The sequence below is a fragment of the Enterovibrio gelatinilyticus genome, assembly GCF_028683095.1.
Taxonomy (GTDB): domain Bacteria; phylum Pseudomonadota; class Gammaproteobacteria; order Enterobacterales; family Vibrionaceae; genus Enterovibrio; species Enterovibrio gelatinilyticus.
The window spans coordinates 187,856-203,368 of sequence record NZ_JAJUBC010000003.1 but is presented as its reverse complement, the minus strand read 5'-3'; the positions used below and the strand labels follow the sequence as shown (position 1 = coordinate 203,368).

The following is a 15,513-nucleotide window of genomic DNA, read 5'->3' as shown; positions in this document are numbered from 1 at the left end:
ATAAAAATTTGCACTAATTCGGGTGTCTAAATGTGGTGAAGCGTTCAAAAGTGAGGCTATCTGCGCTTGAGAGCAGGTCGAAATACAATTCTTTTAAGGGTTTTCCAGCGAACGGCGAGTAATGAAATCGCCAACAAAAAATAGATAGTTGGCTCAATTAACTCTGACTTTGATGACCAGTAAAAATGGATTGGTGCTAGGACAAGCGCCAAATAGACGTAATGGTGCAGTTTTTGCCATTTTGCCCCCATTTTGCGTTGTATGTGAGCTGTCGACGTGACCGTTAGGGCAAAGAGAATAACCCAGCAAACCGCCCCTACGGCGAGGTAAGGTCGACTAAGTATTTCACTTCCTAAAAGTGCAAAGCTGAAGGTTAAATCGAGGGCGAGATACGTAAACAGGTGTAGCGTCGCCCAAAAGAAACTATACAGCCCGACAACGCGTCGGCAGCGGACCAAGAGACCTTGCTTGGCATATCTGGCAATAGGACTCACGAACATGGTGACGATCAAAGTATTGAGCGCAGCGATACCGGTGTAATGCGTAATGCCATCAACAGGATCTGCACCAAACTTATTGTTTAACACCAGCCAAATCAGGTTGGCGAAAAATAACAAACTGACAATATGAATGAGCGCTTTAACCCAAACTATGTGCTTTACTGCCAGAGGCTTCAATAGTTTGACCTCAAATCCATCCCTTTATAAAGGCTTGCGACTTCGTCTTGGTATCCGTTGAACATGGTGCTAGGTTGACGACGAGAGCTAAAGATCGAACCTTCGCCTATAAATCGCTCAGAACCTTGGCTCCAACGCGGGTGATCAACTTGAGGGTTCACGTTGGCGTAGAATCCGTATTCATGACGTGCTAACAAATTCCAAGTTGTAGCAGGTTGCGACTCAAGTAGATGAATCTTCACAATCGATTTGATGCTTTTAAATCCGTATTTCCAAGGTACGACTAGCCGAACTGGGGCACCATTTTGAGGTGCAAGCGTTTGCCCGTAGAGACCGACACTAAGCAGTGTTAGGTCGTTCATGGCTTCATCTAGCCGCAAACCTTCAACGTAAGGGTAATCAATGCCGCCGCCAACAAACTGTGATGCTTGACCGGGCATTTGTTTGGGGTCATAGAGAGTTTCGAACGCCACGTATTTTGCGCTACCGAGTGGGTCTGCTGCCCTAATTAGATCACCCAAGGAAAAGCCAATCCAAGGGATATTCATTGACCATGCTTCAACACAGCGCATGCGGTATAGGCGCTCTTCAAGAGTAAAACGTTTGAGGAGGTCGTCATAGGTCAACGAGATTGGATTATTGACTAGCCCCGTGACTTCTAATTTCCAAGGGTCAACGCTAAAAGATTGGCTGTTTTCGACAGGATCGTTTTTGCCCGTACCAAACTCATAGAAGTTGTTATAGGTAAGCACTTTCTTTTCTGGTGTGAGAGGCAGATCTGCTCCATAAATACTCGGTTTTGCCGTCAATGCAGAACGTTCGAAAATCACATCAGCTTTCTTTTCGTCATCACCACCAAAAATATCAAAGATGTTGGCTTGGCTTTGCGCTGCAAAGGGCAATGTCGCCGTCACGATACCGAGCTTCTTCAATATGTCTCTACGAGAGTGGTAAACGGACTCTGGAGTCAGTTCATGCTCTTTAATTTCGGATTTCTTGGGCACTCGAATCAGCATTGTTGATCTCCATTGGTCAGCATTAATTTGGTGCTATATAACGAACGATAAAATTATCACTTGCTACAAAGACCTATATAACGACATTTTTCTTTCATAAGTTTACGTACTACGAAGAAAAAGGTGGCGCGGATGATAGCAGTTGTGACGGAAGGCAAAGGGTGTGAAGGTTGTCGGCGGTTTCACGGTTGAAGTGTTTGTTTTATAACCAGTAAAGCATTTTTCTCAATAGCCGCTGATAATATGCTGATAAGTGTTAATATCCCACGAGCGTTATGAATTTAGTTGCCTTTTGGTTTGAGTAAGGCACATGAAATGGACATTTAAAATGAAACGTTATCTCTTTGGGCTTGCACTATTGTTGCCAGCAATGTCAGCGTCGTCACAGGGGTTTTCTGCTGGGGTATTTTTAGGTACACCAATGTCTGGTGTGACAGTGTCACAAGATGCTATGCGCATTTCTTTGGGGATTGAAGAGAAAGGCGCTGCTGTTGATGGAATGTGGGATATTGGCCCTTGGTTGGCTCGGCCTGAATATTTGCCGCTTTCTTTGTATGGCTTTGGTGGATTTCAATGGATTGATGATTCTACGCATAAATGGGGGCCAAGAGTGGGTGTTGGCGCCGCGACACCTATGGGGCGAGGGAATATTGAACTTTACGGAGAAGCGGGTACTACATGGTATTGGCAGGACGATTCAGCGTTGAAACTTGAAGGCTCGCTAGGTTTGCGTATCTATTTCTAACTGGGATACCGCCACTTTTTTCAAACTGTGCCTTACATTATGCCTCAAAGTGCCTAGAAACTGCTTTTTACTTGATGTTTCAGTGTCGAGATAAAATCGACATTTGTTTGGCTTTTAAGCGAGGTCAGTTGCAAGTGCAGTGGGGATGACGTGATATGTTACTGCCGTTCTCATTCAACACTGCAGGTTAGTAAAAGGGTGACTTAGCAACTGATTGTTCGGTGTGGGTATATAATTGATATATCTATCGTTGAGCGATGAGCACTCATCCTTTCCAGCTATATAGCTGCACAGACTTAGAGATTTTTGTTTCATGAATTCGATGCTTCGACCCTTTTTGTATTTATGTGCAGCCATCCTACCGATGACGCTTCATGCGAACCAGTATGATTGGCCAGAGGAAAACACCCGCCTAATTGGCGAGAATACGATTCACGTTATTAAACAGGGCGAGCATCTAGAGTTAATCGCAAAGCAATATAACGTCGGTTTTTTAGCGTTACTTTCCGCTAACCCTGGCATTGACCCTTATCTTCCTGATGCTGGTACTTTTGTCACTATCCCTCAAAAGCTCATTTTGCCAGATGTGGACTACGAAGGCGTGGTGATTAACCTTGCGGAATTACGCTTGTATTACTTTGAGCCAGAGATAGGGAAAGTGAATGTTTTTCCTATTGGCATTGGTCGGATAGGGCGTGACACGCCGATCATGAAAACCAAGATCAGCCAGAAACGTGAAAACCCTACATGGACACCACCAGAAAGTATTCGCAAAGAGTACCTTGAGACAAAGAACATTGTTTTACCAGAGGTTGTCCTTGCTGGGCCAGAAAACCCTTTAGGCACGCATGCTTTAAGGTTGGCTTATGGAACTGGCACGTATTTAATTCATGGAACCAATAAGGATTTTGGTATCGGGCTACGTGTCAGTTCAGGTTGTATTCGAATGAGACCAGAAGATATTGTTTGGCTATTCGATGAAGTGAAGGTGGGAGATAAAGTTCGCGTGATCAATGAACCCGTCAAAACAAGCTACGAGCCTGATGGTGCCGTTTACGTAGAAGCGCATCGACCATTATCACTAGACGAAACGCAAGCGGGAACGCGAATGTTAACGCTGCCTGATACGCGAACGTCGCTCTGGCTCAAAAGTAATCAAATGAATGAGAGTCGATATAGAGCCGCACTCGCCGTGCAGTCAGGAATGCCAATTGAGTTAGGAAGCGAAGCGGCATCCGAAGATGCCGCTGAATTATAGAGAGACTTATAAAGCGGCTTACTTGGTGTAAGACTGCGCCATGTTGTCAATACGTTCATTCGCACGTGCTGCTTCGTCATAAGACAGAGCGGTTGCAGCAGCTACATCAGCGACGTCACCTTGTAGAGAAGAAACTTGGTTTGAAAGAGAATCTACTTTAGATGACAGATCTGCAACACTTTGCTCAAGCGCTGAGTTGTTTGAACAACCAGCTAGAACTGCGCTGGATGCAATCGCTGCTAACGCTAGAAGACGAATTTTCATAGTTAAAACCTCATTGTTTTTGTTGGGTTGCCTTTTTTACTGCTTTTTACCTGTTGAATAACTGGTTGCAGTATAAACATAGACTGCGATTCACTATTCTGCCGCCAGATGACATTTGATGTACGCCTCAATGTTGATACTGCCTAAAAATCTAAGTCACACGTCAGCATAAATACTTAGAATTTTAGCAATTTCTAATGGCTATCGTGGCCGTGTTTCATTTTTGATTCAACCATTGCCTTCGTAATAGGAATAAATTGTGTGACCTCTGTACCATTCGAGAAGTGCAATGTTAACGGAAGACGTTCGCCATCTTTTAATGGGGTAGAGAGATCGAACAACATGATATGAAAACCGCCGGGCTCTAGAGTTGCTTTATCGTGGCTGGGCACTTCAATGCTATCAACTTGTCGCATTTTCATCATGCCTCCATCCATGACATGGTTATGAAGTTCGACGGTTCTTGCCGCGGGTGTTTCTGCGCGGATCAAACTGACTGTTTCGGAGCCTGTGTTCTTGATGACCATAAATGCAGCGCTGTTCGGGGCTCTTGGCGGTGTCGCTCGCGCATAAGGATCTGTGAGTTCAATAGCAGCATTGACTGAGAACGAGAATACTCCAGCGAGTAATGAACATATCAGGGGGGCAGGTCTCATCGACACTCCTTTTTCAAACATTCGGTTTTCGGAAAAATACACATCAGGCACACGGGCTCAGCGAGTCACTCATAAAGAGCACGGAAAATGTGTTTGATACTAACGCTTAGCACTCGGGCCTAAACGTTCGATAGCATCAGACACCATGTTGGGGTTTAGCGTGTGTGGCACCTTTTCAATGAGCTCACCATCTGGTTTTAGGAAATAGAAATAGGAACTGTGGTCAACGGCATACTCCATTGCAGAGTCTTCTAACTCTGTAATTTGGTAAAGCACGCCATATTTCTTAGCGAGTGCATCAATGGCTTCCACACTCCCACTGGTGCCTTCAAGCATTGGGTGGAAATAGCCTGCATATTCTTTCGCTACATCTGCGTCATCCCTTTTCGGGTCGAGAGTAACGAAAATTGGGCGCACGCCTGCTAATGTTTCTTCGGGCAATGACTTTAAAGCAGCCGAAAGAATAGCGAGCGACGTTGGGCAAACGTCTGGACAATGTGCATAGCCAAAATAGAGAACGCGTAGCCTTTCATCTGTGGTGTCAAAAAGTTGAACGGTTTGGTCACCACTTTGTAATTTGCCAAGCTCCACGACAATGTCAGGTGTTTGGTTTTGTTCGAGCATATACCGAGCGCCCAATCCCGCAATCAATGCTAGCGCCAGTATGATGATTTTGGTTTTCATCGCTTCATCCTTATTTCTACGGGCAAAATGGTGTCGTTGTCCGGACTACTGATTGTGCCTCGCCATGTCATTTCTTCGTCCATGCAAATAGGCAGCATCACGTTGCCGGTGAATTGATTATTCTTAGACCGCATCAATTTGAGCTTATATACACCCATGTTCATTTCTACACCTTCTAAGGCAAGAAGCAGATGCGCAGCGTTGCTATCTGAAAAAGTCACATCCAATTGTGATGGCACTAAGGGTTTAACGCTATCAGTAGATAAGATCGCGTTGGCAGATTGAAAGTTACACGCCGTGGTGCCAAGCGTGCAATGGTCCTCGTTAATTATGGTTTTGCTCGACGTTGAAAAAATAAAAAGGTCAGCAAAAACGTAGCCGATAGCGAGAAAAACGATGACAAAAATAATATCGACGAATCGACGACCGATAACAAAGCTGGTTTTCATGATGAGCATTTTTGAGGAATAGACATGAAAAAGTGTATCACTTTATCCTGTCGGGCTATGTGAGTAAGGTCTTGAAATCAGTGATAAGAAAAGGGGTTGCCTGCGCAACCCCTTAACGTTGAATTGTGCTTGCTGCGTTGATAGCAAACCGTAACTCTATGATAATTAGTCTTCGAGTTTTTGAGATATTTTCTCTAAGCCAAGAACCAGACCAAAACCTACAACCATCATGACTAGAGCGATGGGTAGTAGCGACGGTTGACCTGTCACAGACTCAAATGCCATTGGTGATAACGCTTTCTCGATCAGTGGTACTTGCTCACCTGAAGAGTTAGTTCTGAAGCTGATGACTTCTTTCCAAGGCCAAACTTTTCCTAAGGCACCAATCAGCAAACCCGTCAGAAAGGCGATAGTGAAACCGCGATAACAGCGCAACAACCATGACAATACATGAGAGAAGCTAAGAAGGCCGACTAAGCAGCCTAGCGCAAATAAAGCAAGAATAGGAATCTGCAGACTCTTTACGGCATCCAATACGGGGCCGTACATCCCAAGAAGAAGCAAAATAAAGCTGCCGGAGATACCTGGCAAGATCATCGCACAGATAGCGATGGAACCGGCAATGAAAACCGTCAGCATATTGAATTCCATTGATACCGGATTCGCAACGGTGATGCTGTAGGCAAATACCGCGCCGACAATTGCAAAGAGGATCTCTTTGACTGACCAACGCTCGACTTGCTTAATCATATGAATTGCGGATGCTACGATTAGGCCAAAAAAGAATGACCAGATAACGATTGGGTGCTCTGTTAGCGCGTACGAAACTGCTTTTGCTAAGGTCAAGATTGCGGTAAGAATACCGGCTAGCAATGAAGAAAGAAATGTACCGTTTACGTGCTTCCAAACAGCGGCAAAGCCTTCTTTACGCCATAGGGAGAACAGGGAGGGGTTGACGCGACGAATGCTCTCCAAAAGAGTGTCATAAATACCAGTAATGAACGCGATTGTACCGCCTGAAACGCCGGGAACGACGTCTGCAGCTCCCATCGCCATTCCTTTGAAAAAGGTTAGTATATTCTGTTTCATGAATTGCTTCTGTTGATGCGGGTGAAAAATTATGCCCAATTATAGCGACTTGAATATAAAGGGCTATGAATTACTTTGTTGTGATTTCATTGATGTTAATGGTTAATGGTTAATGGTTAATGGTTAATGGTTAAGGACCCAGCTATATGCCGCCGCTAACTTTTTCTTTCCGTCACCTTGAATAGGGTCTCCATGAATAGGAAGGATATGATCAAATGGCCATGTCAGAATTTCTTGAAGTGAGCGCCTGAGGAGCTTGATGTCGGTGACACGATACTTTTCGTAAAAAGGAACGCGAACATGGGTGTGGCACCCACTTGATTTGCCCACGAGTTGGCGCAAAACAGAACCTCCGCTTAAAAGTATTATGCTTTCCCCAATGACAAGTGTTTGGCTTTCGGGGTCACAAAACACGACGTCCTCTCGCTGATTGTTACCGCGTAACACTGTTTGATAGAGTTGGTTTCGCCAAAGAGGTGAAGACTTAGACGTTAGCTCTCCATCAAATCCAATATCTGAACGTTTTGCGGCAAGATCTGGGGCGGAATAGAAATACGCATCAGAATACGTTAGCCACCAATCTGATAAAGGCTGATGCATGGTGTGGTTAGCAGTTGTCACACAGCGCACAATGCCAAGCGCATCAATTTGGGATTTGAGTGATTCCGTTAATTCGCAGGGATTATGCACCAATAGCCCACCATCGGCTAGGCGAATAACCGTCATACGTTGTCCAATATCAACGCCGAAACAACGGAAGCTATCGTCGTAATACCATAGGTGGTTGGCTTTCCATTCGATCATTGAATTCATCCTTGAATATTACTTTTTGCGTTGGCTAACTAATCGCTTCCATGTAGTGCGCTCTGGCTTGTTCGATAACTTTGGGGCGTAGAGTTCATACCCAAGCATCTTGATGTTACTTGGGTATAGGTATCAAAGATGCTCTTGTGGGAACAGCAAATAATTTAAGTGTTGAGAAGCAATATTCTTTGTTTATCTTGATTGGCGCAAAATGATTGTTCGAAGAATCAGAACAACTTGTTCCTCCTAGCCTAGTTTTTCTTAGCGTAACTCCACACTAGAATAACGCTAACTAAGGAGAAAGTTATGAATATCAGAACAGTACTGCGCGTTATTCGATCTCACGCATCAAAAGATGGAGACGGCGTTAAAATTAGTCGTGTGCATGGGTTTAACGACGCTAAGTTCAGCCCTTTCTTGATGATCGATGAATTGAAAAGCGACAATCCGGATGATTACATCGGTGGTTTCCCTCCACATCCTCATCGTGGTATTGAAACGCTGACCTACATGTTGAAAGGGCATTTTCAGCATAAAGACCATATGGGTAATGTAGGGGAACTGAGTAGCGGCGGCGCTCAGTGGATGTCTGCAGGCAAAGGCGTTATTCATAGTGAAATGCCTATCATGAATGATGGGGAGCTGCATGGCTTCCAAATTTGGATCAACTTACCAGCGGCTAAGAAGATGAATCCAGCGCAATATCATGATTTTCAAGCACCCGAAATCAATGAGTACGGAACGAAGAAGAATCTGCTTCGTGTAATTTCTGGTCGAGCAACTGAGGACGGTGCTGAGATAGTTGGGCCTTTGCAATCGACGGGTGTCGAAACATTTATTGCAGATTGGCGAGCGGATGCAGGTGAAGCACGCAACCTCACGGTGCCAACAGACTATCAGGTCAACATGTATGTCTATAAAGGAACGGTTGATATTGCAAATCAACTGGTCAATCAAGGGCACATGGTTCAGCTTTCGCCGGGCGACTTACTTGGCTTAACGGCTTCAGAAGATGCTGGTGTGTTGATTCTGTCAGGTCTACCTATTGATGAGCCTGTTGTGCACTATGGACCGTTTGTCATGAACTCAATGGATGAGATTAATCAAGCGGTTCGTGACTATCAGAATGGCGTATTAACAGACTAAGCATGAGATTGACGAAGCCGGAGAAGGGGCAGCAGTGTTGCCCCTTTTATCATTGTAACGTTTGTCGCGTCCTGAGATAAGTTGAAAAATTATTGGTGCGCACCTTCGTGTATATAATTGGATTATTCATCTGACTTCACGAACTCTGGTATCAATGTGAATAAAACGTTGAATATTCGCTGACCTTTTGTACTATTTTCTTTGGTTAAAGAAAACGTTTAGGTACATGGTTTGCTCCCAGTAATTGCACACGCGATTGAAACAGTTCTGTTAGTCACAGGATTAGTGATGCTGGTGCGTTGTGCTTTTCAATATGCTTATCGAACGCATAAGTGGCATCGCCTAAATGTTGTTCTCTTTAATATTCAAAGCCTTTCCAGTGAAGAAATGAAGTGGTGGTATGCTGCAATGATCAGCCTGTTGCTGGGTGGGTCCCTAAAATTCTTCTCATTTATTGCTTTTAGTTACCCTCAATTCCCTTAAAAACGTCGCTCACGCTAACTTAAATTGACCGCAATGGAAGGCTTGGAACTCTGCATCGTCAGCATGCTGGATAGATACGGTCTTTTGGCAGTACCTGCGCAGTGCCAAGCGATTGCAACAAAACTGTGATGTGTGTTCTCTAGACTCAGAGTTTGTTACACTCTTGTTTTGTGAAATGCATAAAGGAAATCATGCCTAACTTCACGCCCATAACGCTTGCTATCGCGCACATCAATGATACTCACTCCCATTTCGAACCGACGCCTATGTCACTGGCAATACCCGGTCTCGATGAGCGTATCTACGCGAATGTTGGCGGATTCGCTCGTATTTCTTCAGTTGTTAAAGCATTTAAAGAAGAAGCTAAGTCAACAACCGATGGTTTCTTGTTTCTTCATGCCGGGGATTGTTTTCAAGGCACCTTGTATTACAGCCTATTTAAAGGCGAAGCCAATGCCACAATGCTCAATTTACTTCGCCCGGATGCAATGGCTTTAGGCAACCACGAGCTAGATCTTGGCAATGCTTCCGTGTCGCGCTTTCTCGACCAAATCAATTTCCCGTTACTTGCCGGAAATTGGGATGTCAGCAATGAATGTGATCAAAAGCTTTGTCCTGTGAAGGGAAAGCGCCAGTTGCTTCCTTTTGATCCATTACACAAAATTGCTAGCGTGATGTTGAAGCAATTTGGTGACCAACACGTTGCCCTGTTCAGTGTTGCTCTCGACAAGATGGCCGATATCGCCATGCCTGATGCGGATACGCCATTTGTGAATGCGAAACAGACCATTCTCGATACCGTCGCACATATCAAGGAACATCTTGGGACGAATCACATCATATTACTGAGTCATCTTGGATATGAACAAGACCTAAAAATGGCCGAAGAAGTTGACGGGCTTTCTGTTATTGTCGGCGGGCATAGTCATGTGCTGCAAGGGGATTTTAGTAACCTTGGCTTAGGAGACATGGGGCCATACGGGCGGTTAATTCAGAATACGCTGGTGGTTCAAGCGGGCTGTCATGCATTTGCTCTGGGCAAGTTGCACGTCACGTTAGATGCGCAAGGCAAAGTGTCAGAATACAGTGGCAGTAACTATCTGATGCTTGGTCGCAGTTTATCGATGGATGCGTCTTGGGATCAGAGTCTACCTGCCGAAGCTTTTACACAAGCGAAAGAGTATTTAGCCCAGCAAGCGAATGTACTTCATTGCCGTGGTGATGAAACTATCAAATCCGTACTGAATGAGCGCTATAAGCCGGCGGTAGAAAAACTAAAGAGTGACGTTGTCACTAAATTGCCTGCGCGTTTGCGCCATATTCGGGTTCCTGATGAGAAAGGCGGGAGCGAAATTGCACCTCTAGTGTGTGAAGGCTTTCTGCATGCGGCTCGAAACCGGGGGCATCAGGTGGATTTTGCCATTCACAATGCTGGTGGAGTACGTGTTAGTTTAGAGCAAGGTAAACTTACGGCTGCGGAGGTGGCAGGGCGGCTATTACCATTTGCTATTGATCTTATGTTGTATAAGCCGACTGGACTTCAAGTGATGCAAGCACTCGAAGGTGCCATCGATAATGCAACAAATAACAATGTTGAAGGCACTGGTGATGGAAGTTTTCCTTACACGGCGGGACTCAAGTATCGCTATGAGTGCGAGAAACCGAAAGGTTCGCGAATGACACTTCTTCAATATCGCGATGAAAAAGGCACGTGGCTGCCTATTGAACCTGGAAGCATCTATACCGTCGTTTCATCCGCTTATACCTCACAAGGCAAAGAGGGTTATGATTCGTTGAAACATCTCGCAGAACCTCCGTATTCAATTGACGTCACCTTGTCAGAAAGTTTTATAGAGTACGCGAGAACGCAAGAATCCCTTGTGATTATGCCTACCACTTGCGCGAGCTATGTTCCCTGTCCGGCTTGTACATCAGAATAACCTACCATCTATTCAGTTGACTTAGCGGCTATCCACGCCGCTATGTTCTGCTCGCATCCATTTGAATCCCGCATCTTCAGGTTGTTTTGATATAAATCACAAATGTGCCTAAAAATTGCATAGTTTGGGAAACATGGCGAGTTTTTGCCGTCTATGAAATGAAGGCGCAGAAACTTAATGCGAAGGACTCAATACTTATGCTCACAATTCATTCAAGTAAATCACTGAGTTGTCGATATAAGGACTAAGGCAGAGATACAACAAAAAGGAATGACATCATGATAGAGAAACGTGATTGGCTAGACTTTGGATTGATCGCTTTTTGGATAAGTGCATGGCTATCGTTAGTCTATTTTGTGCCAGTAGTCAGTGGTTGATGGCGCCTTGCTCTCACCACGCTAGACATCGCGTTATCGCAGGATATATCACGTAATATCTGGCTAGTATCAACCGTGCATGGTCACTGAAGCGGATAACAGTCATTCACTGTTAGCCTGAGCTACTTTCCTTCTAAATTGCACGTTTTGGATGTTGTTTGCTTAAGTAAAAACTTGACCACTATGGGTTGTAAATATATGGGAAGTTGTAGTGCGCCAATAAGGGGTAAATACAGCGGCCCCAGAAAAGCACCAGCGACAGAGTAGGTCAGCAACACATTTCTATTCCCCGACGTAATCGCAGCCACATAAGCCTGCTCTTTCCCCTTACGCCAGTAAAACGCCAAACCAATAATAAAAAACAAGACACAAATGCCCAATGCCAAAAGTAACATGCTGATGGCAAAATCCCGGTCATTGTTCCAAAGAAAGCGAAATTGTCCAGATAGACCAAATGGAAAACTAAACACCAATATGATGGTGAACTGAGCGAGTTTGCCGTGGATACGAGTTAGGTGGCTTCGTGAAACGTTCTTGTGAATGAAGTACGCCATTGCCATTGGACCAAAGATGAAAATAACCATCCTCAAACAGTAGCTTTGTAAATCAAGCGAGAATTCGTCTCCACTGAATATAGCAAGATTAACGTAGAGGATGACGGGCATCATCAAGGTACTGGTTATCGTGAAAGCCATGGCAGTTAATGGTTCGAATCCCATTGAGCGAACAATCGCTGGTGTCGCAAACAGACTACCCGTGGCACAAACGGCCGTCACGGCCAAGAGCAGTTCGGTGCTAGCGCCAAATGCTATCGCAGCACTAGAGACGACCAGCGTGGTAACGCCCCCGTGAATCAGTGAATACCCCCACCCAGAGAGATTGAAAAACGCTTTAACCAGAGAGCGTTGGTCGATACCTATTAGTGTAAATAGCATCAAAGTAAACAATACATAAGGAAGGTAGGGCAATGACGCCGCAGAGTAGGTGGGTAGCGCAAAACCAACGAGTGCCGCCGTCAAAAGCAGAAGTGATGAGTGTTTACTAAGGAATGTGAGCACAATAGTCTCGGAGTTGTTGTTAAAGAGGGATGTTATCAGAATGAAAATGCAATGATAAATAAAATTAGTTAATCCGTAGCTGGATGGTTTCATTAGCACTAGAAAGCCTAATCCCTTTATATAGCGCGATCTGTACAGGTGTAAGTAATCGTATTCATTAGTAAAACTAATTCGAGTTAGCAAATAATGTCATTTCATAAATGACCAATTCCTGATTACTATTTGTTTCGAAAAGACAATCACATAGTGAGGCAATAATGACGCAGTTTGTAGATTTTGGCCCGGCCATGACTTCTGTTGAAAAAGTGCAAAAAAACTATGCGGTTACTTTCAAAGGATTGATTGCCCATGCGAAGGACGTACTGCGCAAACACGATGTTAACAAAGCGATTAGTTCAACTAATGAATTGCCAGAGCACATTAAGCGCGATATCGGGCTAATCCGTTAATTTTCACTGCAACTTTTTAAGATATTCAGTTCGGTTGATAAAACGCTGGTGATGAACCGGCGTTTTTTGTTTATAGATACAGTGATTTTCATAGCCAACGGTTATTCTGTCTTGGCTAAATCACTGGTGCAATCCCCGCCTTATACTCCTCCATAGACACCGTCATTTCACATCCATCTTATGTCCTGAAATCATTAGACAAGATTGCCTCACTTCGTCAGTATGTTTGTCATACCGTAAATAATAAGAGAAGTACTAAATGGGATTATTTAGCTGGCTGTTTGGTGACAATGAAAAAACAAGTAAGCAAGTTGAACCGACTGAGTATAAGGGATTTTTAATCTATCCAGAGCCTAGGTCTGAAGGTGGTCAGTTCAGAATCTGTGGTCGTATTAGCAAAGAACTCGACGGTGAGATCAAAACACACAATTTTATTCGATCTGACCTGCTACCAAGCGAAGCGGGTGCAACTGACCTTATGATCAAAAAGTCTCAACTATTTATCGATCAAATGGGCGAAAGAATGTTTAGCTAAGTGACCGAGATCAACGCAAATTGCGTCACTTCAGGTAAAAAAGTACACCAAGTGTTCGTATTCAGGCCGAATGGTTCATTTGATCATGAGAGTTCGTAGCCAAATTTACATTTAATCAGTAGTTTAACATTAGCGTTACTGCGGAGGTATGACCTCTGTCCACAAATAAATAACGTTATTTTATTACTAAAAGTCATTAAGATTTAATCTGTTTTACGCTTGCTAATGATTTATTTTGTATTTTTACTACAAATCGCTTGATTAAGCCTTTTCAGTTCGTTACAAACAAATCACTTACATTGCCAATAGTCAGGGACTTACTATGCAAATTGGTGTTCCAAAAGAAATACTTGCGCACGAAACGCGAGTGGCTGCCACCCCAAAAACGGTTGAGCAGTTGATTAAAATGGGCTTCGAGGTTGTTGTAGAAAACAATGCTGGTTTACTAGCAAGTTTTGACAACGCTGCTTTCGAGCAGGCAGGAGCAACAGTGACTGATGCCGATACAGTTTGGCAATCAGACATCATCTTTAAAGTTAACGCGCCTGTGAAAAATGCAGATGACAGTGTTGACGAAATAGCACGTATCAAAGAAGGGGCCACCCTTGTTAGCTTCATCTGGCCAGCCCAGAATGAAGAACTGATGCAGCAACTCACCTCTAAGAAAATCAACGTTCTTGCAATGGATGCAGTGCCACGTATCTCTCGGGCACAAGCTTTAGATGCGTTGAGTTCAATGGCTAACATCGCTGGTTATCGTGCTGTTGTAGAGGCCGCCCATGAGTTTGGTCGTTTCTTTACGGGGCAAATTACCGCTGCAGGTAAAGTACCACCAGCAAAAGTATTTGTTGCAGGTGCTGGTGTTGCGGGTCTAGCTGCTATTGGCGCAGCAGGTAGCCTTGGCGCTATCGTTCGTGCTTTCGATGTTCGCCCTGAAGTGAAAGAACAAGTGGAAAGTATGGGTGCCCAGTTCCTTGAAGTTGCTTTCGAAGAACAAGCTGGCAGCGGCGATGGTTATGCGAAGGAAATGTCAGATGACTTCAATCGTAAAGCCGCCGAACTATATGCAGAACAAGCGAAAGATGTAGACATCATCATTACTACAGCGCTTATTCCTGGCCGACCAGCACCGAAACTGATCACTAAAGAAATGGTGGATTCAATGAGTGCTGGTAGCGTGATTGTCGATCTCGCTGCAGCAAACGGTGGTAACTGTGAATATACCGAAGCAGATAAAGTTGTTGTCACTGAAAACGGCGTGAAAATCGTCGGTTATACCGATATGGTCAGCCGTCTACCCACTCAGTCTTCCCAACTTTACGGCACAAACCTTGTCAACCTGATGAAGCTTCTGTGCAAAGAGAAAGACGGTAACATTGATATTGATTTCGAAGACGTCGTGCTTCGCGGTGTAACCGTTGTTAAGGAAGGCGAAATTACTTGGCCTGCACCACCGATTCAAGTATCTGCTCAACCTCAGGCGAAAGTTGAAGCTGCACCAGCGGAAAAAGCAGTGAAAGTGGAAGAGCCGACATCTCCAGTCAAAAAACTGGTTGGTTTAGTGGCTGCACTCGGTGCATTTGGTTGGGTTGCATCTGTCGCGCCACCAGCATTTTTGTCGCATTTCACCGTGTTTGTACTTGCTTGTGTTGTTGGCTACTACGTTGTTTGGAATGTCACCCATGCTCTGCATACACCACTGATGTCTGTGACCAACGCAATCTCCGGCATCATTGTTGTGGGTGCGTTACTTCAAATCGGTCAAGGCAATGGTGTGGTTTCTTTCCTCGCATTTATTGCGGTTCTCATTGCAAGCATCAACATTTTTGGCGGATTCACCGTCACCAAGCGCATGCTTGAAATGTTCCGTAAAGATTAATAGG

The 15,513-nt window shown here is 44.5% G+C and carries 16 protein-coding genes; 7 read left to right on the top strand and 9 right to left on the bottom strand.

The annotated features are described in order from the left end of the window. Positions 1 to 56 precede the first annotated feature (56 nt). Complete coding sequence (gene msrQ, locus LRP50_RS04035) at positions 57 to 677, bottom strand: protein-methionine-sulfoxide reductase heme-binding subunit MsrQ (protein ID WP_274163204.1); 621 nt, start codon at positions 675 to 677, stop codon at positions 57 to 59. After that, entirely contained in the window at positions 674 to 1,693 is a 1,020-nt protein-coding gene (gene msrP / locus LRP50_RS04030) for a protein-methionine-sulfoxide reductase catalytic subunit MsrP (RefSeq protein ID WP_274163203.1), read from the bottom strand. The genes msrQ and msrP overlap by 4 nt, the downstream gene beginning before the upstream one ends. Positions 1,694 to 2,021: 328 nt before the next feature. Between msrP and LRP50_RS04025 the strand changes: the two genes are divergently transcribed. Together LRP50_RS04025 and LRP50_RS04020 are read left to right on the top strand one after the other, a co-directional pair. Beyond that, positions 2,022 to 2,438, top strand: a complete 417-nt coding sequence (locus LRP50_RS04025) for a hypothetical protein (protein WP_274163202.1) — start codon at positions 2,022 to 2,024, stop codon at positions 2,436 to 2,438. Between the two features lie 322 nt (positions 2,439 to 2,760). Next, positions 2,761 to 3,696, top strand: a complete 936-nt coding sequence (locus LRP50_RS04020) for a L,D-transpeptidase family protein (RefSeq protein WP_274163281.1) — start codon at positions 2,761 to 2,763, stop codon at positions 3,694 to 3,696. 18 nt (positions 3,697 to 3,714) lie between these two features. Here LRP50_RS04020 and LRP50_RS04015 read toward each other — a convergent pair whose 3' ends face one another. The 6 genes from LRP50_RS04015 to LRP50_RS03990 form a co-directional block, all read right to left on the bottom strand. Beyond that, positions 3,715 to 3,960, bottom strand: a complete 246-nt coding sequence (locus tag LRP50_RS04015; protein WP_028022635.1) for an LPP leucine zipper domain-containing protein — start codon at positions 3,958 to 3,960, stop codon at positions 3,715 to 3,717. A 194-nt stretch (positions 3,961 to 4,154) separates the two neighbouring features. Next, positions 4,155 to 4,616, bottom strand: a complete 462-nt coding sequence (locus tag LRP50_RS04010) for a copper chaperone PCu(A)C (protein ID WP_274163201.1) — start codon at positions 4,614 to 4,616, stop codon at positions 4,155 to 4,157. Positions 4,617 to 4,715: 99 nt separating this feature from the next. Continuing rightward, positions 4,716 to 5,300: an SCO family protein gene (locus LRP50_RS04005; RefSeq protein WP_274163200.1), complete on the bottom strand. Its 585-nt coding sequence runs from the start codon at positions 5,298 to 5,300 to the stop codon at positions 4,716 to 4,718. After that, positions 5,297 to 5,749: a hypothetical protein gene (locus LRP50_RS04000; protein WP_274163199.1), complete on the bottom strand. Its 453-nt coding sequence runs from the start codon at positions 5,747 to 5,749 to the stop codon at positions 5,297 to 5,299. The genes LRP50_RS04005 and LRP50_RS04000 overlap by 4 nt, the downstream gene beginning before the upstream one ends. A 165-nt stretch (positions 5,750 to 5,914) precedes the next feature. Then, a complete protein-coding gene (locus LRP50_RS03995) occupies positions 5,915 to 6,838 on the bottom strand; it encodes a polyprenyl-phosphate transporter (RefSeq protein WP_274163198.1) in 924 nt (307 codons plus the stop codon). Positions 6,839 to 6,961: 123 nt separating this feature from the next. Next, complete coding sequence (locus LRP50_RS03990) at positions 6,962 to 7,642, bottom strand: DUF4336 domain-containing protein (protein ID WP_274163197.1); 681 nt, start codon at positions 7,640 to 7,642, stop codon at positions 6,962 to 6,964. Between the two features lie 306 nt (positions 7,643 to 7,948). Here LRP50_RS03990 and LRP50_RS03985 point away from each other — a divergent pair, with 306 nt between their 5' ends. Together LRP50_RS03985 and LRP50_RS03980 are read left to right on the top strand one after the other, a co-directional pair. Continuing rightward, positions 7,949 to 8,788 carry a pirin family protein gene (locus LRP50_RS03985; protein WP_274163196.1) on the top strand — a complete coding sequence of 280 codons (840 nt, stop codon included), beginning with the start codon at positions 7,949 to 7,951 and terminating at the stop codon, positions 8,786 to 8,788. A 674-nt stretch (positions 8,789 to 9,462) separates the two neighbouring features. Then, positions 9,463 to 11,211: a bifunctional metallophosphatase/5'-nucleotidase gene (locus LRP50_RS03980; protein ID WP_274163195.1), complete on the top strand. Its 1,749-nt coding sequence runs from the start codon at positions 9,463 to 9,465 to the stop codon at positions 11,209 to 11,211. A 499-nt stretch (positions 11,212 to 11,710) separates the two neighbouring features. On the opposite strand, the gene LRP50_RS03975 is transcribed toward LRP50_RS03980, so the two are convergent. Beyond that, the gene (locus LRP50_RS03975) at positions 11,711 to 12,646 is read right to left on the bottom strand and encodes a hypothetical protein (RefSeq protein WP_420791180.1); all 936 of its coding nucleotides are present in this window, start codon (positions 12,644 to 12,646) and stop codon (positions 11,711 to 11,713) included. A 257-nt stretch (positions 12,647 to 12,903) separates the two neighbouring features. On the opposite strand from LRP50_RS03975, the gene LRP50_RS03970 reads away from it, so the two are divergent. The 3 genes from LRP50_RS03970 (at position 12,904) to pntA (ending at position 15,509) form a co-directional block, all read left to right on the top strand. Further along, on the top strand, positions 12,904 to 13,095 hold the full coding sequence (locus tag LRP50_RS03970; protein ID WP_274163194.1) for a hypothetical protein: 192 nt from the start codon (positions 12,904 to 12,906) through the stop codon (positions 13,093 to 13,095). Between the two features lie 259 nt (positions 13,096 to 13,354). Continuing rightward, complete coding sequence (locus LRP50_RS03965) at positions 13,355 to 13,630, top strand: HlyU family transcriptional regulator (RefSeq protein ID WP_274163193.1); 276 nt, start codon at positions 13,355 to 13,357, stop codon at positions 13,628 to 13,630. Positions 13,631 to 13,952: 322 nt separating this feature from the next. Next, positions 13,953 to 15,509 carry a Re/Si-specific NAD(P)(+) transhydrogenase subunit alpha gene (pntA, locus tag LRP50_RS03960; protein WP_274163192.1) on the top strand — a complete coding sequence of 519 codons (1,557 nt, stop codon included), beginning with the start codon at positions 13,953 to 13,955 and terminating at the stop codon, positions 15,507 to 15,509. Positions 15,510 to 15,513: the final 4 nt, after the last annotated feature.

Bases quoted from the DNA above. Each gene is read 5' to 3' on its own strand.
- LRP50_RS04025 (WP_274163202.1), top strand. From the start codon at position 2,022: ATGAAACGTTATCTCTTTGGGCTTGCACTATTGTTGCCAGCAATGTCA.
- LRP50_RS04000 (WP_274163199.1), bottom strand. From the start codon at position 5,749: ATGAAAACCAGCTTTGTTATCGGTCGTCGATTCGTCGATATTATTTTT.
- LRP50_RS03990 (WP_274163197.1), bottom strand. From the start codon at position 7,642: ATGATCGAATGGAAAGCCAACCACCTATGGTATTACGACGATAGCTTC.
- LRP50_RS04020 (WP_274163281.1), top strand. From the start codon at position 2,761: ATGCTTCGACCCTTTTTGTATTTATGTGCAGCCATCCTACCGATGACG.
- LRP50_RS03995 (WP_274163198.1), bottom strand. From the start codon at position 6,838: ATGAAACAGAATATACTAACCTTTTTCAAAGGAATGGCGATGGGAGCT.
- LRP50_RS03980 (WP_274163195.1), top strand. From the start codon at position 9,463: ATGCCTAACTTCACGCCCATAACGCTTGCTATCGCGCACATCAATGAT.
- LRP50_RS03965 (WP_274163193.1), top strand. From the start codon at position 13,355: ATGGGATTATTTAGCTGGCTGTTTGGTGACAATGAAAAAACAAGTAAG.
- LRP50_RS03985 (WP_274163196.1), top strand. From the start codon at position 7,949: ATGAATATCAGAACAGTACTGCGCGTTATTCGATCTCACGCATCAAAA.
- msrP (WP_274163203.1), bottom strand. From the start codon at position 1,693: ATGCTGATTCGAGTGCCCAAGAAATCCGAAATTAAAGAGCATGAACTG.
- LRP50_RS03970 (WP_274163194.1), top strand. From the start codon at position 12,904: ATGACGCAGTTTGTAGATTTTGGCCCGGCCATGACTTCTGTTGAAAAA.
- pntA (WP_274163192.1), top strand. From the start codon at position 13,953: ATGCAAATTGGTGTTCCAAAAGAAATACTTGCGCACGAAACGCGAGTG.
- LRP50_RS04015 (WP_028022635.1), bottom strand. From the start codon at position 3,960: ATGAAAATTCGTCTTCTAGCGTTAGCAGCGATTGCATCCAGCGCAGTT.
- LRP50_RS04010 (WP_274163201.1), bottom strand. From the start codon at position 4,616: ATGAGACCTGCCCCCCTGATATGTTCATTACTCGCTGGAGTATTCTCG.
- LRP50_RS04005 (WP_274163200.1), bottom strand. From the start codon at position 5,300: ATGAAAACCAAAATCATCATACTGGCGCTAGCATTGATTGCGGGATTG.